At 51.5% G+C, this 18,242-nt stretch carries 16 protein-coding genes and 1 pseudogene; 5 read left to right on the forward strand and 12 right to left on the reverse strand.

The genetic code is table 11. The features are described 5' to 3' along the window. The 4 genes from AACS05_RS13515 to yebG form a co-directional block, all read right to left on the reverse strand. Positions 1-1,471, reverse strand: a 1,471-nt coding sequence (locus AACS05_RS13515) for an oligopeptidase B (RefSeq protein ID WP_223307001.1), incomplete at its 3' end; no start/stop codon positions are given. 86 nt (positions 1,472-1,557) lie between these two features. After that, complete coding sequence (locus tag AACS05_RS13520; RefSeq protein WP_045444076.1) at positions 1,558-2,217, reverse strand: tellurite resistance TerB family protein; 660 nt, start codon at positions 2,215-2,217, stop codon at positions 1,558-1,560. A 91-nt stretch (positions 2,218-2,308) separates the two neighbouring features. Further along, positions 2,309-2,665: a protein YebF gene (yebF, locus tag AACS05_RS13525; RefSeq protein WP_045444079.1), complete on the reverse strand. Its 357-nt coding sequence runs from the start codon at positions 2,663-2,665 to the stop codon at positions 2,309-2,311. Positions 2,666-2,784: 119 nt separating this feature from the next. After that, positions 2,785-3,075, reverse strand: coding sequence for a DNA damage-inducible protein YebG (yebG, locus tag AACS05_RS13530; protein WP_045444082.1), 291 nt, complete (start codon positions 3,073-3,075; stop codon positions 2,785-2,787). Between the two features lie 132 nt (positions 3,076-3,207). On the opposite strand from yebG, the gene purT reads away from it, so the two are divergent. Then, entirely contained in the window at positions 3,208-4,386 is a 1,179-nt protein-coding gene (gene purT, locus AACS05_RS13535) for a formate-dependent phosphoribosylglycinamide formyltransferase (protein WP_045444093.1), read from the forward strand. A 75-nt stretch (positions 4,387-4,461) separates the two neighbouring features. Here the strand turns inward: purT and kdgA are convergent, their stop codons facing one another. The 3 genes from kdgA to zwf all read right to left on the reverse strand — a co-directional run bounded on the left by kdgA (position 4,462) and on the right by zwf (position 8,661). Then, a complete protein-coding gene (kdgA, locus tag AACS05_RS13540) occupies positions 4,462-5,103 on the reverse strand; it encodes a bifunctional 4-hydroxy-2-oxoglutarate aldolase/2-dehydro-3-deoxy-phosphogluconate aldolase (RefSeq protein WP_003034901.1) in 642 nt (213 codons plus the stop codon). A gap of 36 nt (positions 5,104-5,139) precedes the next feature. After that, on the reverse strand, positions 5,140-6,951 hold the full coding sequence (edd, locus tag AACS05_RS13545) for a phosphogluconate dehydratase (protein WP_045444097.1): 1,812 nt from the start codon (positions 6,949-6,951) through the stop codon (positions 5,140-5,142). Between the two features lie 234 nt (positions 6,952-7,185). Further along, positions 7,186-8,661 (reverse strand): glucose-6-phosphate dehydrogenase, encoded by a 1,476-nt coding sequence (gene zwf / locus AACS05_RS13550; protein WP_045444100.1) that lies wholly within the window; start codon positions 8,659-8,661, stop codon positions 7,186-7,188. 364 nt (positions 8,662-9,025) lie between these two features. On the opposite strand from zwf, the gene AACS05_RS13555 reads away from it, so the two are divergent. Both AACS05_RS13555 and pyk read left to right on the forward strand, forming a co-directional pair. Beyond that, a complete protein-coding gene (locus AACS05_RS13555; protein WP_045444103.1) occupies positions 9,026-9,895 on the forward strand; it encodes a MurR/RpiR family transcriptional regulator in 870 nt (289 codons plus the stop codon). 120 nt (positions 9,896-10,015) lie between these two features. Beyond that, positions 10,016-11,458 carry a pyruvate kinase gene (gene pyk / locus AACS05_RS13560; RefSeq protein WP_045444106.1) on the forward strand — a complete coding sequence of 481 codons (1,443 nt, stop codon included), beginning with the start codon at positions 10,016-10,018 and terminating at the stop codon, positions 11,456-11,458. Positions 11,459-11,509: 51 nt separating this feature from the next. Here the strand turns inward: pyk and lpxM are convergent. The 3 genes and pseudogenes from lpxM to znuA all read right to left on the reverse strand — a co-directional run. Next, a pseudogene (gene lpxM, locus AACS05_RS13565) lies at positions 11,510-12,478 on the reverse strand (lauroyl-Kdo(2)-lipid IV(A) myristoyltransferase); the annotation flags it as partial. A gap of 119 nt (positions 12,479-12,597) precedes the next feature. Continuing rightward, positions 12,598-13,917: a murein DD-endopeptidase MepM gene (mepM, locus tag AACS05_RS13570; RefSeq protein ID WP_071828974.1), complete on the reverse strand. Its 1,320-nt coding sequence runs from the start codon at positions 13,915-13,917 to the stop codon at positions 12,598-12,600. Between the two features lie 15 nt (positions 13,918-13,932). Beyond that, a complete protein-coding gene (gene znuA / locus AACS05_RS13575) occupies positions 13,933-14,877 on the reverse strand; it encodes a zinc ABC transporter substrate-binding protein ZnuA (RefSeq protein ID WP_045449673.1) in 945 nt (314 codons plus the stop codon). A 78-nt stretch (positions 14,878-14,955) separates the two neighbouring features. Here znuA and znuC point away from each other — a divergent pair, with 78 nt between their 5' ends. Next, positions 14,956-15,711 carry a zinc ABC transporter ATP-binding protein ZnuC gene (gene znuC / locus AACS05_RS13580; protein WP_045444112.1) on the forward strand — a complete coding sequence of 252 codons (756 nt, stop codon included), beginning with the start codon at positions 14,956-14,958 and terminating at the stop codon, positions 15,709-15,711. Beyond that, on the forward strand, positions 15,708-16,493 hold the full coding sequence (gene znuB, locus AACS05_RS13585) for a zinc ABC transporter permease subunit ZnuB (protein ID WP_045444115.1): 786 nt from the start codon (positions 15,708-15,710) through the stop codon (positions 16,491-16,493). The genes znuC and znuB overlap by 4 nt, the downstream gene beginning before the upstream one ends. 83 nt (positions 16,494-16,576) lie before the next feature. Here znuB and ruvB read toward each other — a convergent pair whose 3' ends face one another. After that, positions 16,577-17,587 carry a Holliday junction branch migration DNA helicase RuvB gene (gene ruvB, locus AACS05_RS13590; RefSeq protein ID WP_045444118.1) on the reverse strand — a complete coding sequence of 337 codons (1,011 nt, stop codon included), beginning with the start codon at positions 17,585-17,587 and terminating at the stop codon, positions 16,577-16,579. A gap of 8 nt (positions 17,588-17,595) precedes the next feature. Then, positions 17,596-18,207: a Holliday junction branch migration protein RuvA gene (gene ruvA / locus AACS05_RS13595; protein WP_045444121.1), complete on the reverse strand. Its 612-nt coding sequence runs from the start codon at positions 18,205-18,207 to the stop codon at positions 17,596-17,598. Positions 18,208-18,242 lie beyond the last annotated feature (35 nt).

The raw sequence follows: 18,242 nt of genomic DNA on the forward strand, positions 1-18,242 counted from the left end.
GCTGTCCCAGTTCACCGCCGCCCCGCACATGCGCGATGGCATAAACAAACCCCCGATCCAGCAGACTCAGGCGACTGCTGCTGAAATCTGCGTCCATGCTAGCGCCATAAGAGCCATAACCATAAACCAGTAAGGGATTTTTCCCTTTGCGAAAATGCTTTTGATGGTAAACCAGCGAGACAGGAACCTCCGTACCATCGCGCGCGGTGATCCACACATGCTCACTGCGGTAATCGGCCGCGTCGAATCCGGGGACATCCGTCTGTTTGAGTACACGTCGCTCTCCGGTGTCCATATCCAGTTCAAACAGGGTGTCCGGCGTCGTCATGGATGAATAGCCATAACGCAGGCGCGATGTCTCCGGCTCGGGATTGTACGCCAGCCACGTTACGTAAGCCGGATCGTCGAAAGCAATCCCGACCACTTCACGCGTTTTGCGGTTGATTTGTCGTAAACTGGTTAAACCGCGCTGACGCTCCTCCACCACCAGCCAGTCGGTAAACAGCGTAAATCCTTCCAGCATGACGCTATCACGCGGCGGGATCAGCACTTCCCAGGCCTGTTCATCACGCACGCGGGTGCGATACAAACCAAAGTTTTTCCCCTGACGGTTAGATCGCAGATAAAACGCGTGCTGATAGTGATCAAGGCTGTACTCATGGTCTTTACGCCGTGGCAAAAATACCAGCGGCTCGGCATCGGCCAGCTCCGCATCAAGCAACAATACTTCGCTGGTTGTCGCGCTGGCGACATGGATAACAACATAATGCTGCGAGGTGGTTTTGTGCAGACTGACATAAAACATATCGTCAGCTTCTTCATACACCAGTTGATCATGAGTGGATGGTGAGCCAACGGTATGCCGCCATACCTGATACGGTAATAATGTTGTTTCATGTTTGCGAACATAATAAAAGGTCTGCGAATCGTTCGCCCAGACCAATTCCGGCTCAACATTATCCAGTACTTCCGGATACCAGTTCCCGGTTTGTAGATTGCGAAAACGAATGCCATATTGCCGACGAGACAGGTAATCCTCCGCCAGAGCCATAACGGTATTATCGGGTGATATTGCGAGTCCTCCCAGCGTATAGAATTCGCTGTGGGCTGCACGCTGGTTACCATCCAGCAAGGTATCCCATTCATCCCACTCTTCATTGAGAGCAGACTGGCGCTGATAAATGGCATATTCACATCCCGGTTCATAAATATGCCGGTAGCGATAACCATTTTTCACATAAGGAGCGGAAACATCCTGAGGGGGAATACGGTCGATAATTTCTTTCAGCACACGATCCTGCAATGCCTGCTGGGAAGCCATAACCTGGCGGCCATATGCATTTTCTTGTTGCAGATAGTCCAGCACTTCTGGCTGCGAGCGGGTGTCATCTCGCAACCAGTAATAATTATCAACACGAGTATCGCCATGCTGCGTCATGGCATGTGGAATACGAGGAGCTTTTGGTAGCATGTCATTGTTCTTCTGCTTAAACATCCTATAAGGGTGGCAAAAGTCAGCAATGATGCAAGCGAAACGTGCTCCTCAAGCGTAACTATTTAACCCGGCAACGCCTGTTTTTGCTGTTTGAGATCCTGCTCAATACCCTCACGAACATCCTGTGGGATCTTCAGTGCATCACCCAGCGCATTCAGATAACTGCGCTCCATAAAGTGGTCGATATCAATAGCTGCACAGCTCAGGAAGTAAATTTCCAGCGCCTCTTCTTCGTTGCGGATCCCTTGAGCGAGGCGTTGAGGATCAAGCGGTTGTTCAATGGCCCGCTCAATCAGAACACGCCCTTGCTCTTCCACTCCCGCGTCACGCAGCTGTTGTTCGATAGCGGCTCGCTCTTTAGCATCAATATGACCATCGCTTTTAGCCGCAAATACCAGCGCCAGGATCAGACGTTCAGTACGTTCATCCAGCGGTGTACTCTGCGTGCCAAACTGAGGTTCATCCTGGTGCGCTGCGCGGACTTTATCTTTGTATTTATTCCATAAAACGCTACCGGCGATCGCACCGCCACCAACCAACAGTGCGCTGGTACCGTATTTAGTGAGTAATTTGCGTGAGGATTTGTTGGCGACTAGTAATCCTGCCAGACCGCCTAATGCACCGGGAACCAGCAGTTTGCTCAGTCCTTGTTCACCGGAAGATGAACCGGATGATCCTTTTTGCCCAAGAAGAGATTGAAGTTGATTCAGCCAGTTAGCCATTTTGCCCCTCAAGTACAGACGAATAATCATCAAAGCGTACCCGAGGGGATGTCAGGAAGTGTTCAGGTCATCAAAAGATGTGCAAATTCAGCTACTGACGTTGCAGGTACTCCGCCGTGCCGGCTTTACAATCAAGCTTAACCTGATATTGAATATCGCTGCTTTTCCCACGAACGGTAAGAGGTACCGTCCATTGTCCGTCTTTACCAACAATATCCTGCGGGTTCACCCAGGCAACAGGATCAAGTTGCCCGAGCCTTTTTTGATCGTCGGCCCAACGTACAATACGGTTTTGCAGGTAGTCGCGTTTCACACTTGCCGCGATACCGTCAGCTTTCAAACCTTCACAGTTTGGAAAATTGACTGATTTACTCTCCGTATTAGCCGCAAAAACTGACACGCTGGCAGATAACAGCAGCAGGCTCAACAACGCTCTTGTTTTATTCATTCTTTTCTCCTTTATCCCCTTCGTCTTTCAGTCGCTATTAATGCAACGTGAAATCAGTTGGGTACAGCACAATGATTCAGGGAAAAGCATGGTACAAAACCTCAGGAGCGCAAGTCGGATCAGGCAGCCTGTGTATCATCCTCAGCAGAAGCATCGTTATCGACCACCTGTGGGGATGGCAGTTTGCCGTTTTTCAGGATCGCGCTCAGCACATCTTTTTGCTCAGCCAACCACAGGGAAAGCGCTTCACGCTGCTCATCTTCCAGCGCGACCGGTGACTGCTCCAGCCACGTATCGAGCAGATCTGCTGTATCAAGCATTTTGTCATAGGCATCGGCTTCCTTTTTGCTGGTAAACGACATTTTTTCCTCACCTTCCCGAATGACTACGTATTTAACTTCAACCGCCATTTTTGCAGCCTCATAAATTACCTGTATTTATGTACAGTATATTCTTTTTCACCCTTGAAATCAACCTGGTAATAAAGACAGACGCAAACGTTTTCGTATATACTGCGCCCAGATAAAACAGGGGATTAATTTATGACGTTATTAGGCACAGCGCTGCGTCCGGCAGCAACGCGAGTGATGTTATTAGGATCAGGTGAACTGGGTAAAGAAGTCGCGATTGAATGCCAACGCCTGGGTGTAGAAGTCATTGCCGTGGATCGTTACCCTGACGCACCAGCTATGCACGTTGCCCATCGCTCATACGTAATCAATATGCTGGATGGTGACGCTTTGCGTCAGGTTGTCGCGCACGAAAAACCACACTATATCGTTCCTGAGATTGAAGCCATTGCCACGAGTACGTTGGTAGCGCTGGAGCAGGAAGGTCTGAACGTCGTGCCTTGCGCGCGCGCGACCCAACTGACCATGAATCGTGAAGGTATCCGTCGCCTCGCCGCGGAAGAACTGTCCTTACCGACCTCATCTTTCCGCTTTGCTGACAGCGAAACTCGCTTTCGCGAAGCCGTGGCCGAAATTGGATTCCCCTGCATCGTGAAGCCGGTGATGAGTTCCTCCGGAAAAGGACAGAGTTTTATCCGTTCAGCCGATCAGCTTGCCAGAGCCTGGGATTATGCCCAGCAGGGTGGCCGAGCGGGCGCAGGACGCGTTATCGTGGAAGGTGTGGTTAATTTCGACTTTGAAATCACCCTGTTGACCGTAAGCGCCGTCGATGGTGTGCACTTTTGTGCGCCGGTAGGCCATCGTCAGGAAGATGGCGACTATCGTGAATCCTGGCAGCCCCAGAAAATGAGCGAACTGGCGCTGGAACGTGCACAGGAAATCGCTCGCAAAGTGGTACTGGCGTTGGGCGGTTACGGATTGTTTGGCGTAGAGCTGTTTGTGTGCGGTGACGAGGTGATTTTCAGCGAGGTATCCCCTCGCCCACATGATACGGGTATGGTGACATTGATTTCACAGGATCTATCCGAGTTTGCCCTGCACGTTCGCGCATTCCTCGGGCTTCCGGTTGGCGCAATCCGCCAGTATGGGCCATCTGCATCAGCCGTTATCCTGCCACAACTTACCAGTCAGAATGTCACATTTGATAACATTGACAGTGCCGTTGGTGCAGGGTTGCAACTCCGTCTGTTCGGTAAACCTGAAATCGACGGAACCCGTCGCTTAGGCGTCGTACTGGCGACGGCAGACAACGTTGACGAGGCGGTTGAACGCGCGAAAAACGCCGCTGCACAGGTGAATGTAGCAGGATAAAAAAAACGGGCCCGATGGCCCATTTTAAAGTATTCGCAGGCCGGGTCAGTGCAGCACTGCCCGGCACAACAGATCTTACTGCTTCGCGCCTTCTACGGCTTCGCGAGCCAGTTTAGTGATGCGATCGTAATCACCCGCTTCCAGCGCGTCTGCCGGAACCAGCCAGGATCCACCGATGCACAGTACGCTTTTCAGCGCCAGGTAGTCACGGTAATTCGCCGGAGAGATACCACCGGTCGGGCAGAAACGTACCTGGGAGAACGGACCTGCAATCGCCTGCAACGCTTTAGTACCGCCGTTAGCTTCTGCCGGGAAGAATTTAAACTCTTTCAAACCATAGTCCATACCCAGCATCAGTTCAGAAACGGTGCTGATACCTGGGATCAACGGAATAGTTCCTTCAGTTGCGGCTTTCAACAGGGGCTCGGTCAGACCTGGGCTAATCGCAAACTGCGCGCCCGCTTCCGTTACTTCCGCCAGTTGCTGTGGATTCAGAACGGTACCTGCGCCGACAATCGCGTCCGGGACTTCTTTAGCTATCGCGCGAATGGCATCCATCGCACATGCGGTACGTAAGGTCACTTCCAGAACGCGCACGCCCCCTGCAACCAACGCTTTCGCCATCGGCACCGCGTGTTCCAGTTTATTTACCACGATAACCGGTACTACCGGGCCAGTGGTCAGGATTGCTTCTGCACTTGTCTTCCAGTTTTTCATCAGAGTTTTCTCTCGCCTGATTACAAAATTTGTCGTTTAAAAAGTGATACAGGTTGCGCCCTGCTCCGCACCGGACAGCTTTTCGCGCAACGCGCTGAACATCTCACGGCCTGTTCCCACACGCGAAGCGCTGAGGTCAGGAATATGAGGCTGACGAGAGGCAAGTTCCTCTTCATCCACCAGCAGCGTCAATTCACCTGTCTGTCCATTCACACGAATGATGTCGCCATCACGCACTTTAGCCAGCAGCCCGCCATCATAGGCTTCCGGGGTTACATGGATTGCTGAAGGCACTTTACCTGAAGCACCTGAAAGTCGTCCATCGGTAACTAACGCGATTTTGAAACAACGGTCCAATAATACACCAAGTGGCGGCATGAGTTTATGTAATTCTGGCATTCCATTCGCTTTTGGTCCCTGATGGCGCACAACCACCACGCAATCGCGGTCCAACAGACCAGCATCAAAAGCAGGTAACACATCATGCTGACTTTCAAAGACAATAGCCGGAGCCTCTATGACCTGGTTCTCTACCGGCACGGCTGATGTCTTCATCACCGCACGTCCCAGGTTACCACTCAGCACTTTAGTACCGCCGTGATGCGAGAACGGCTTATCGAAAGTCGCGATCACATTGCTGTCGAGAGACTTCGTGGCACCTTCACGCCAGTCCAGCTCACCGTTGTTAAGCCACGGCTCAAGGGTGTAGCGAGATAAACCAAACCCGGCTACGGTGTTAACATCTTCGTGCAGCAGACCAGCATTAAGCAGTTCACGCATTAATACCGGTACACCACCTGCAGCCTGGAAGTGGTTGATATCCGCCGGACCATTCGGGTACAAGCGTGCCATCAGCGGCACGATATCGGACAGATCGGAGAAGTCATCCCAGTTGATCAAAATTCCGGCCGCGCGCGCCATCGCTACCAGATGCATCGTATGGTTGGTAGACCCCCCTGTCGCCAGCAGCGCTACGATCCCGTTGACCACCACTTTTTCATCGATCATTTTGCCGATCGGCATCCATTCGTTGCCATTTCCGGTCAGGCGCGTTACCTGACGAGCAGCAGCGGCTGTCAGCGCTTCACGTAACGGAGCATCCGGATGTACGAAAGAGGAGCCTGGCAGTTGCATCCCCATAAACTCAACGACCATCTGGTTGGTATTAGCGGTGCCGTAGAACGTACAGGTTCCTGGTGCGTGATAAGACGCAGCCTCGGATTCAAGCAGAGCCATACGGTCCACTTTTCCTTCTGCATACAGCTGACGAATACGCACTTTTTCTTTGTTCGCCAGACCGCTCGCCATCGGACCTGATGGGATAAAGACAGAAGGCAGATGACCAAAGGACAACGCCGCCATCGCCAGGCCCGGGACAATTTTATCGCACACGCCGAGGAACAATGCGCCGTCGAACATATTATGAGATAAACCCACCGCCGCAGACATCGCAATCACTTCGCGGCTTAGCAGTGAAAGCTCCATCCCATCCTGCCCCTGGGTCACGCCATCACACATAGCAGGCACACCACCGGCAACCTGCCCTACCGCATTGGCTTCATGCAGTGCTTTGCGAATGATAGCCGGATAATGTTCATACGGCTGATGCGCGGAAAGCATGTCGTTATAGGAGGTAATAATCGCGATATTGTTACGCAACATGCTTTTCAGCGATGCTTTGTCGTCAGGCTGACAGGCAGCAAAACCGTGCGCCAGATTTCCGCATGCCAACTGTGAACGGTGAACAGTTGTCGTTTTAGCCTGTTCGATGCGCGAGAGGTAGGCGGAACGTGTCTCACGAGAACGTTCGATGATACGTTGTGTTACGCGTAACAAATTCGGATTCATAGAGGCTCCTAAAATTTATCTGTCAGAGCGGTCGGATTAACAATGCGTTTCAAGATAGTTAAATTATGCTGAATCGCTTACTAGCCGTAGCTCAGGGGCAAAATCGTTTCAGGCAGTGTAATAAAAAAAGCCTCGCGGGTGAATCCACGCGAGGCTTAAAAGTGCAAAAATTATTCTACAATCTGTGTTAGATCATGTTACCGGTAAAATAACACCTAATGATTAGGTGATATTTTATTCGAATTCATTCCAGGAACGACCGTCACGAGTGATCATCGCCACGGAGGCAACCGGTCCCCAGGTCCCCGCCTGGTATGGCTTCGGCGCGTCGTTATCCATCGCCCAGGCTTCGGTGATGGAGTCGACCCACTTCCACGCTTCTTCTACCTCATCACGGCGTACAAACAGCGCCTGAATACCACGCATGGTTTCCAGCAGCAAACGTTCGTAAGCATCGGCCAGATGCGTTTGATTGAAGGTTTCGGAGTAACTCAGATCCAGCTTGGTGATCTGCAGATTATGCTTGTGGTCCAGGCCCGGTACTTTGTTTAGCACCTGAATATCGACACCCTCATCAGGCTGCAAACGGATTGTCAGTTTGTTCTGCGGCAGATCCTGCCAGGATTCTTTAAACAGATTCAGCTCAGGCGTTTTGAAGTAGACAACAACTTCAGAGCATTTCGTCGGCAGGCGCTTACCGGTACGCAGGTAGAATGGAACACCCGCCCAGCGCCAGTTGTCGATATCCACGCGGATAGCAACAAAGGTTTCCGTATTGCTGCTCTTGTTCGCGCCTTCTTCTTCCAGATACCCCGGAACTTTTTTACCCTGAGCAAATCCAGTGGTGTACTGGCCACGAACCGTTTTTTCACGAACGTTCGAGCGATCAATACGGCGCAGTGATTTCAGGACCTTCACTTTTTCGTCACGGATGCTGTCAGCGCTCAGGTCGGACGGCGGCGACATCGCGATCATGCACAGGATCTGCAACAGGTGGTTCTGGATCATATCGCGCATTTGACCGGCCTGGTCAAAATAACCCCAACGACCTTCAATACCCACCTCTTCCGCCACGGTAATTTCTACGTGATCGATAGTGCGGTTATCCCAGTTGTTCACAAACAGGGAGTTGGCAAAACGCAGTGCCAACAGGTTCAGTACCGTCTCTTTGCCGAGATAGTGGTCGATACGGTAAACCTGGCACTCTTCGAAATACTCGCCCACCTGGTCGTTGATTTCGCGGGAGGTCGCCAGCGACGTCCCCAACGGTTTTTCCATTACCACACGAGCAGGTTTAGCGTTCAGTTTTGCTTCGCCCAAACCTTTGCAGATTGCGCCAAAGGTGCTTGGCGGCATAGCAAAATAGTTAATAGTGGTACGTGCTTTCTGATCCAGCATCTCGCCCAGACGGTTAAATGCCGCGGTATCATTAACGTCCAGATTACAAAACTCCAGGCGACCACTGAGGGTGTCCCACAAACCTTCATCAATCTTTTCTTTCATGAAGGTTTCGAGCGCTTCGCGTACAACCTTGGTATAGGCTGCTTTGTCCCAGTCGGCACGTCCTACCCCAATAATGCGGGTATCCGGGCTAATCTGACCGGCCTTTTCCAGTTGATACAGGGAAGGCAGCAATTTCCGTCGCGCAAGATCGCCCTTCGCACCGAAAATGACCAGGTCACATGCCTGGGCTGTTTGCGTTACCGCCATGTCATTCTCCTCAGTTAAGTGCCTGGTGCTTTTGCCAGACACTGGTTGTAATTTTATTACAGTGCACTGTACTGCTTTTACGTGATTCAGTGAACCGTAAACGCTTATCCAGCCGTGCTGTTACCGTAAACAACGGCTTTGTTGGCGTTTACCGCAGCAAAATGGATAAAAAAGTCGCTTTTTTTCGTAGCCATAAAGAACCAGGAAAACCCGACTCCGATCATGTAATGAAAAAAAACAACAACTTTTCTGTCCATTTTGCCCCGTTCCTTCCTTAGCAGGGGTACTATCTACCAAAATTATCTCTCGATTTCCTGTATCGTTGAAATCGTTTTTGCCCATGACCCATGAGTCCACCTACATCATGAATATGCTGGAAAAAATCCAGTTAAAACTGGAACATCTGAGCAAGTCAGAACGTAAAGTCGCCGACGTTATTCTTACTTCACCCGACCAGGCAATTCATTCAAGCATTGCCACGCTGGCCCTGGAAGCCAATGTCAGCGAACCGACCGTCAATCGATTCTGTCGCAGTATGGACACGCGTGGTTTTCCTGATTTTAAACTGCATCTGGCGCAAAGTCTGGCAAATGGTACCCCTTATGTTAATCGCAATGTGGACGAGGATGACAGCGTAGAATCCTACACGGGGAAAATATTCGAATCGGCGATGGCTAGCCTGGATCATGTTCGTCAGTCGCTGGATAACTCGGCGGTAAATCGTGCAGTCGATCTATTAACCCAGGCGAAAAAAATTGCCTTTTTTGGGCTGGGTTCATCAGCAGCCGTGGCGCACGACGCCATGAATAAATTCTTCCGTTTTAACGTTCCAGTTATTTATTCAGACGACATAGTTCTGCAACGCATGAGTTGTATGAATTGTAGCGATGATGATGTCATTGTGCTCATTTCCCATACCGGAAGAACAAAGAGCCTGGTGGAGCTGGCTCAGCTGGCACGGGAAAACGATGCTATGGTAATCGCACTGACTTCTCCCGGAACGCCTCTGGCGCGAGAAGCTACGTTAGCTATTACCCTCGACGTACCGGAAGATACTGACATTTATATGCCCATGGTCTCTCGACTTGCTCAACTGACCGTGATAGATGTGCTGGCTACAGGATTTACTTTGCGCCGAGGGGCAAAATTTAGAGATAACTTGAAGCGTGTCAAGGAAGCGCTCAAGGAATCGCGTTTTGATAAAGAATTACTCATCAAGGGTAATGACCGCTAAAAGCAATAACAATGTTCTACCCTTTTATCATCCGGGTCGTTCATTTTTACCGTTAATTTTTGAGAACGGCCGGATCAATGTTCACGCAACACCTAGTTGTTTCAGTCAACGGAGTATTACATGTCCAGAAGGCTTCGCAGAACCAAAATCGTTACCACGTTAGGCCCGGCAACTGACCGCGATAACAACCTTGAAAAAATTATCGCTGCGGGTGCGAACGTCGTACGTATGAACTTTTCACACGGCTCTCCAGAAGATCACAAAATGCGTGCGGATAAGGTCCGTGAAATAGCCGCAAAACTGGGACGCCATGTAGCCATTTTGGGTGACCTGCAGGGGCCTAAAATCCGCGTATCCACCTTTAAAGAAGGTAAAGTATTTCTCAATGTTGGCGACAAGTTCCTGTTAGACGCCAACCTGGGTAAAGGTGAAGGCGACAAGGAAAAAGTTGGTATTGATTATAAAGGACTGCCAGCCGACGTCGTGCCAGGCGATATCCTGCTGCTGGACGATGGTCGCGTACAGCTAAAAGTACTGGAAGTTCAGGGCATGAAAGTCTTTACCGAAGTCACCGTCGGCGGCCCGCTCTCCAACAACAAAGGCATCAACAAACTGGGTGGTGGCCTCTCTGCTGAAGCGCTGACCGACAAAGACAAGGCCGACATTATTACTGCCGCACAGATAAGCGTCGACTATCTGGCGGTCTCCTTCCCACGCTGCGGCGAAGATCTTAACTATGCCCGCCGTCTGGCGCGCGATGCAGGTTGTGATGCGAAGATTGTCGCAAAAGTAGAACGTGCAGAAGCTGTCTGTGACCAGAATGCGATGGATGACATCATCCTTGCGTCTGACGTGGTCATGGTTGCTCGTGGTGATCTGGGCGTTGAGATTGGCGACCCGGAACTGGTGGGTATTCAGAAAGCGTTGATTCGTCGTGCTCGTCAGTTGAACCGTGCGGTCATTACCGCTACGCAGATGATGGAGTCGATGATCACCAACCCGATGCCAACCCGTGCGGAAGTCATGGACGTAGCTAACGCCGTGCTGGATGGCACCGACGCCGTGATGCTTTCGGCAGAAACAGCCGCAGGCCAGTACCCGGCTGAAACCGTCGCGGCAATGGCGCGCGTATGTCTGGGTGCTGAAAAAATCCCAAGTATTAATGTCTCTAAACACCGCCTCGACGTACAGTTTGATAACGTTGAAGAAGCGATTGCCATGTCCGCAATGTATGCCGCTAACCACCTGAAAGGGGTGACCGCTATCATCGCCATGACGGAATCAGGACGTACTGCGCTGATGACTTCGCGTATCAGTTCCGGTCTGCCAATTTTCGCCATGTCCCGTCATGAGCGTACGCTGAACCTGACATCTCTGTACCGTGGCGTCACGCCGGTTCATTTTGACAGCGAAACTGACGGCGTAGTTGCGGCCAGTGAGGCAGTTAACCTGCTGCGCGACAAAGGCTATCTGGTCTCCGGTGACCTGGTTATTGTGACGCAGGGCGATGTCATGAGCACCATTGGCTCCACTAACACCACGCGTATTCTGACCGTAGAATAGTGACGCGGTTGTATGTAAAAAAAGCCTCTCTGACGAGAGGCGTTTTTTTACTTTTTTAGGGTAGAGATCTTTGCGTTTGTACGGCTCAATTTCGCCAGGTTTACGGGTCTTAAGCAACTTTAAAATCCAGGTATACTGTTCGAGGTGCGGAGCGACAAAAATCTCCACCTCTTCATTCATCCGTCTGGCAATGGTGTTGTCATCCGCCGTCAGAATGTCGTCCATGGGTGGACGTACCTGAATCGTCAGACGGTGCGTTTTGCCATCATACACCGGGAAAAGCGGCACTACGCGAGCATGACATACCTTCATCAGGCGGCCAATCGCCGGCAATGTTGCTTTATAGGTGGCAAAGAAATCCACAAACTCGCTATGCTCGGGACCATGATCCTGATCCGGCAAATAGTATCCCCAGTATCCCTGACGAACCGACTGAATAAAGGGTTTGATACCATCATTACGCGCATGTAAACGACCGCCGAAACGACGGCGTACTGTGTTCCAGACATAATCAAATACCGGGTTTCCCTGGTTGTGGAACATCGCGGCCATTTTCTGCCCCTGAGACGCCATCAGCATCGCCGGGATGTCCACGCCCCAACCGTGAGGAACGAGAAAAATCACCTTCTCGTTGTTCTGGCGCATCTCATCAATGATATCCAGACCTTGCCAGTCTACCCGATGTTGAATTTTCTCCGGACCACGCAGCGCCAGCTCTGCCATCATGACCATCGCCTGAGGTGCGGTCGCAAACATCTCATCGACAATGGCTTCGCGCTCGGCTTCACTACGTTCAGGAAAGCAGAGAGATAAATTGATTAACGCTCTGCGGCGGGAGCTTTTCCCCAGACGACCAACAAGACGCCCCAGCTTCGCCAGAAGAGGATCGCGAAACGACGCAGGTGTTAATGCAATCCCGGCTATCGCCGCCACTCCCAGCCAGGCGCCCCAGTAGCGCGGATGACGAAATGATTTATGAAACTCCGGAATGTACTCAATATTCTTTTTTTTCGTTTCCATGCTCTTCCAGTATCTGGTGCCGCGAAAAGTAAATCTGCTGATAGTGTAGCGGCGCAGTGTGTCCCGTACAAAATAAAAAAGCCGGCACGCATTGCGTACCGGCTCCATCAGTATGTTTATTAATCGAAGCGCAGTTGAGGCAGAACCTCTTTCACCTGTGCCAGGTAATCGGTACGATCCGAGCCGGTCAACCCTTCCGTACGCGGCAGTTTTGCCGTCAGCGGATTCACGGCCTGCTGGTTAACCCATACTTCGTAGTGCAGATGTGGACCGGTTGAACGTCCGGTGTTGCCTGAAAGCGCAATACGGTCGCCACGTTTCACTTTCTGCCCCGGCTTAACCAACAGCTTACGCAGGTGCATATAGCGGGTGGTATAGGTACGGCCATGACGGATAGCTACATAGTAACCAGCAGCACCACTGCGTTTCGCGACAACCACTTCACCATCACCCACCGACAGTACCGGCGTCCCCTGCGGCATCGCAAAATCGACACCTTTATGCGGTGCAACGCGTCCGGTTACAGGATTCAGGCGGCGCGGGTTAAAGTTCGATGAGATACGGAATTGCTTCGCCGTAGGGAAGCGCATAAAACCTTTCGCAAGCCCCGTACCATTACGGTCATAGAATTTACCGTCTTCAGCGCGGATCGCGTAATAATCTTTGCCTTCAGAGCGTAAGCGTACGCCCAGCAACTGACTTTGTTCACGCTTCCCGTCCAGCATTTCGCGAGACATCAGAACCGAGAACTCATCGCCTTTTTTCAGTTTACGGAAGTCCATCTGCCACTGCATGGCCTTGATCACCGCACTGATTTCAGAACTGGTCAATCCGGCATCTCTTGCGCTGGCGACAAAACTCCCGCCCACGGTTCCTTTGATACGGCTGTTAACCCAGTCGCCCTGCTGCATTTCGCTGCTCATTTTGAAACCCGTCGCGGTGCGATCGTAAGTGCGGGTTTCACGACGAGAAACTTCCCAGGTCAAGCGCTGTAAATCACCTTCCGAACTCAGTGTCCAGGAAAGCTGCTGACCAATTTTCAGGTTTCGCAACTCTTTATCCGCAGCGGCAAGCTGGCTGATATCACCCATATCAATTCCATACTGATTCAGAATGCTGCTCAGCGTATCACCGGTAGAAACAACATATTCATGAACGCCAACCTCGCCAGAGGTTTTATCATCCAGCTCATCCTGTGGAATTGCTTCATCTTCCTGAGCGGCCTGATCGATAGGTTCGCTGGCCTCGGGCAACAGAGAACGGATCTCGCTTTTTTCCAGCTCGATGGTTTTAACAATTGGTGCAGATTCGGGGTGGTAAACATAAGGCCGCCAGACGGCGACGGCCAGTGTAAGAACGGTAAGCGACCCCAGCATAACGCGATGGGGTCGGGGCAGATTATTAAATGCCAGAGCGACAGAGCGGGCTATCTGTTGCACGTATTCACTTCCTCATTAATCTCCTTTCAGGCAGCTCGCATACTGGTTGGCTAATTGGTTCAGAAACGCTGAATAGCTTGTTTTACCCAGTTTGATATTTGTTCCGAGGGGATCCAACGTTCCCATTCGAACGGACGTCCCTCTCGCAACGGCTTCAACGACCGCTGGCCTGAACTGTGGCTCAGCAAAAACGCAGGTTGCTTTTTGCTCAACCAACTGTGTTCTTATTTCATGTAAACGCTGCGCACCAGGCTGAATCTCAGGGTTCACGGTAAAGTGACCAAGCGGTGTTAGTCCGTAGTGTTTTTCGTAGTAGCCGTAAGCATCATGAAAAACGAAATAACCTTTACCCTTGAGCGGCGCGAGCTCGTTACCTACCTGCTTATCGGTTGCGGCTAATTGTGCCTCAAAATCCTTCAGGTTGGCGTCAAGTTTGGCTCGACTTTGCGGCATAAGTTCCACTAATTTTTCATGGATTGCAACCGCTGAAGCCCGCGCTATCTCTGGGGAGAGCCAAAGATGCATGTTGTAATCACCATGATGGTGATGTTCGTCACTTTTTTCACCATGTGCATCACCGTGCCCATGATCGTCATCGTCATCGTCAGCCCCTTTCATGAGCAACGGTTTCACGTCGGAGAGCTGCGCAATCGTTACCTGTTTTCCATTAGGAATATTCTTGACGGATTTTTCCATAAACGCTTCCATTTCCGGACCAATCCAGACAACTAAGTCCGCGCCCTGTAAGCGTTTTACGTCTGATGGACGTAATGAATAATCATGTTCGGATGCGCCATCAGGCAGGAGAACCTGGGTGTCTGTTACCCCATCAGCAATCGCTGAAGCGATGAAACCTAGTGGCTTGAGAGAGGCCACCACAGCGGCATTTGCAGCCTGTGTTGCACTACCCCAAAGAGCAGCGGATAATGCTGCGAAAAGAAGCGTATTTTTATGTAACATAATGCGACCAATCATCGTAATGAATGTGAGAAATGTGATATTATAACATTCTATAACTTCTGCAAGACTAAAATTGATATGACGACTTTGGTTTCACTGGAAAATGTCTCGGTCTCTTATGGTCAACGCCGCGTCCTTTCTGACGTATCGCTTGAGCTTCGACCCGGTAAAATTTTAACGCTCCTCGGCCCGAATGGCGCCGGGAAGTCTACGCTGGTGCGCGTTGTCCTGGGGCTGGTAGCGGCTGATGAAGGAGTTATCACGCGCAACGGACAGTTGCGAATTGGCTATGTGCCACAAAAACTATACCTCGACACCACGCTGCCACTAACGGTAAGCCGTTTTCTACGCTTACGTCCAGACACGCAAAAAGCAGATATTCTTCCTGCTCTCAAACGCGTTCAGGCCGGACACCTGATGAATGCGCCGATGCAAAAGCTGTCTGGCGGAGAAACACAGCGTGTTCTGCTGGCCCGCGCATTGCTAAACAAACCCCAGTTACTGGTGCTTGATGAGCCGACTCAAGGAGTCGATGTGAATGGTCAGGTCGCTTTGTACGACCTTATTGATCAACTGCGACGTGAACTGGACTGTGCCGTACTGATGGTTTCTCATGACCTGCATCTGGTGATGGCAAAAACAGATGAAGTACTGTGTCTGAACCATCACATTTGCTGCTCCGGCACGCCGGAAGTGGTTTCTATGCATCCGGAATTCATCTCTATGTTCGGGCAGCGCGGCGCCGAACAACTCGGAATATACCGCCACAACCATAATCATCGCCACGATTTACAGGGTCGTATCGTATTACGTCGGGGAAATGGTCACTCATGATTGAATTGTTATTGCCCGGTTGGTTAGCCGGGATCATGCTGGCCTGCGCTGCCGGCCCACTCGGCTCGTTTGTTGTCTGGCGTCGTATGTCCTATTTTGGCGATACGCTGGCGCATGCCTCACTGCTGGGTGTCGCCTTTGGCCTGCTGCTGGATGTTAATCCTTTCTATGCCGTCATTGCTGTCACGCTAATGCTGGCTGCTGGCCTGGTGTGGCTGGAGAAACGCCCTCACCTCGCGATCGATACTTTACTCGGCATTATGGCGCACAGTGCGTTGTCACTGGGTCTGGTTGTCGTTAGCCTGATGTCCAATATTCGCGTGGATCTGATGGCTTATCTGTTCGGTGATTTGCTGGCTGTTACGCCGGAGGATTTGATCTCCATTGCCATTGGCGTTGTGATTGTTCTGGCAATACTTTTTTGGCAGTGGCGCAACTTACTGTCGATGACCATCAGCCCGGACCTCGCATTTGTCGATGGCGTGAAGCTGCAGCGCGTTAAATTGCTGCTGATGCTGGTGACAGCGTTAACTATTGGTGTCGCGATGAAGTTCGTTGGGGCTCTGATTATTACCTCACTGCTGATAATCCCGGCAGCAACCGCACGTCGTTTCGCTCGTACGCCAGAGCAGATGGCAGGCGTTGCTGTTGTAGTGGGAATAATAGCGGTTACAGGCGGGTTAACGTTCTCAGCCTTCTATGATACGCCAGCAGGTCCTTCAGTAGTGCTGTGCGCTGCGCTGCTGTTTATCTTCAGTATGGTGAAGAAGCAGGCTAGCTGAGTGCGCTGTATTAGCGAATAGTGATGCTGATGTATCTTATCCGGCCTACAGAATTGTAGGTCGGATAAACGCATTACGCTGACTCAGGGCATTGCAGGCGGTGTAATACCGAAATGGTTCCACGCGCGAACCGTCGCCATGCGTCCTCGCGGCGTACGTTGCAGGAACCCTTGTTGAATCAAATACGGTTCCAGCACGTCCTCAATGGTTTCGCGTTCTTCCCCAATCGCAGCGGCCAGGTTATCCAGCCCCACAGGTCCACCAAAGAATTTATCGATCACTGCCAGCAGCAGTTTGCGGTCCATGTAGTCGAACCCTTCGGCGTCAACATTGAGCATATCCAGCGCCTGGGCAGCAATATCCGCCGAGATTGTTCCGTCATGCTTCACTTCGGCAAAATCTCGTACGCGACGTAGCAAGCGGTTGGCTATACGCGGGGTGCCACGTGCACGACGAGCCACTTCCAGCGCCCCTTCGTCACTCATTTCCAGCCCCATGTAACGTGCGCTACGCCCGACAATGTGCTGAAGGTCCGCAACCTGATAGAACTCCAGTCGCTGCACAATACCAAAACGATCGCGCAATGGGGACGTTAACGACCCGGCACGGGTTGTCGCGCCGATCAACGTAAACGGTGGCAAATCAATCTTAATAGAGCGCGCAGCCGGCCCTTCGCCAATCATGATATCCAGCTGATAATCTTCCATCGCCGGATACAGAACCTCTTCCACAACGGGCGATAAGCGATGAATTTCATCGATAAACAGGACATCGTGAGGTTCAAGGTTGGTGAGCATTGCTGCCAAATCGCCTGCTTTTTCCAGTACCGGGCCGGAAGTGGTACGCAGGTTTACCCCCATTTCATTGGCAACGATATTGGCAAGTGTCGTTTTTCCGAGACCGGGAGGCCCAAAGATCAGCAGGTGATCGAGGGCATCGCCGCGCAGTTTCGCTGCCTGGATAAAGATTTCCATTTGCGAGCGAACCTGAGGCTGGCCGATATACTCCTCCAGCAATTTGGGGCGGATCGCGCGATCCACCAGGTCTTCAGGCGTGGTGCTGGCAGCCGAAATCAGGCGATCTGCTTCAATCATCCTTTACCTCACAATGCAGCGCGGAGCGCTTCACGAATCAGGGTTTCACTGCTGGCATCAGGGCGGGCAATTTTGCTCACCATGCGACTGGCTTCCTGTGGTTTATAGCCTAACGCCACGAGCGCAGCAACCGCTTCCTGCTCAGCGTCATCCGTTTCCGGACCAGCAGGTGACGTCAGCACCAGATCGGCTGCCGGCGTGAAGAGATCGCCATGCAGACCCTTAAAGCGGTCCTTCATCTCGACAATCAGGCGTTCAGCGGTTTTCTTACCAATACCCGGTAGTTTGACCAGCGCGCCTAGCTCTTCGCGTTCAACGGCATTAACGAACTGCTGCGCAGACATACCTGAGAGAATAGCCAGTGCCAGCTTGGGTCCAACGCCGTTGGTTTTTATTAACTCTTTAAACAGTGTACGTTCCTGTTTGTTATTAAAGCCGTACAGCAACTGTGCGTCTTCACGTACGACAAAATGCGTGAAAACAATGGCTTCTTTTCCTGACTCCGGCAGCTCATAGAAGCAGGTCATCGGCATGTGGACTTCATAGCCTACACCGCCTACTTCTAACAGTACCAGCGGGGGTTGTTTTTCGAGAATGATGCCTCTGAGTCTGCCAATCACGTGACGCTCCTGCGTTAAGGGCTAAAAGGTAATGC

The sequence above is a fragment of the Citrobacter sp. S-77 genome, assembly GCF_963864895.1.
GTDB lineage: Bacteria > Pseudomonadota > Gammaproteobacteria > Enterobacterales > Enterobacteriaceae > Citrobacter > Citrobacter murliniae.

What these genes read in the sequence shown, in the direction of transcription:
- edd (WP_045444097.1), bottom strand. Translation starts at nt 6,951, where the DNA reads ATGAATCCGAATTTGTTACGCGTAACACAACGTATCATCGAACGTTCT.
- znuB (WP_045444115.1), top strand. Translation starts at nt 15,708, where the DNA reads ATGATTGAATTGTTATTGCCCGGTTGGTTAGCCGGGATCATGCTGGCC.
- AACS05_RS13520 (WP_045444076.1), bottom strand. Translation starts at nt 2,217, where the DNA reads ATGGCTAACTGGCTGAATCAACTTCAATCTCTTCTTGGGCAAAAAGGA.
- purT (WP_045444093.1), top strand. Translation starts at nt 3,208, where the DNA reads ATGACGTTATTAGGCACAGCGCTGCGTCCGGCAGCAACGCGAGTGATG.
- zwf (WP_045444100.1), bottom strand. Translation starts at nt 8,661, where the DNA reads ATGGCGGTAACGCAAACAGCCCAGGCATGTGACCTGGTCATTTTCGGT.
- znuA (WP_045449673.1), bottom strand. Translation starts at nt 14,877, where the DNA reads ATGTTACATAAAAATACGCTTCTTTTCGCAGCATTATCCGCTGCTCTT.
- pyk (WP_045444106.1), top strand. Translation starts at nt 10,016, where the DNA reads ATGTCCAGAAGGCTTCGCAGAACCAAAATCGTTACCACGTTAGGCCCG.
- ruvB (WP_045444118.1), bottom strand. Translation starts at nt 17,587, where the DNA reads ATGATTGAAGCAGATCGCCTGATTTCGGCTGCCAGCACCACGCCTGAA.
- kdgA (WP_003034901.1), bottom strand. Translation starts at nt 5,103, where the DNA reads ATGAAAAACTGGAAGACAAGTGCAGAAGCAATCCTGACCACTGGCCCG.
- znuC (WP_045444112.1), top strand. Translation starts at nt 14,956, where the DNA reads ATGACGACTTTGGTTTCACTGGAAAATGTCTCGGTCTCTTATGGTCAA.
- yebG (WP_045444082.1), bottom strand. Translation starts at nt 3,075, where the DNA reads ATGGCGGTTGAAGTTAAATACGTAGTCATTCGGGAAGGTGAGGAAAAA.
- AACS05_RS13555 (WP_045444103.1), top strand. Translation starts at nt 9,026, where the DNA reads ATGAATATGCTGGAAAAAATCCAGTTAAAACTGGAACATCTGAGCAAG.
- yebF (WP_045444079.1), bottom strand. Translation starts at nt 2,665, where the DNA reads ATGAATAAAACAAGAGCGTTGTTGAGCCTGCTGCTGTTATCTGCCAGC.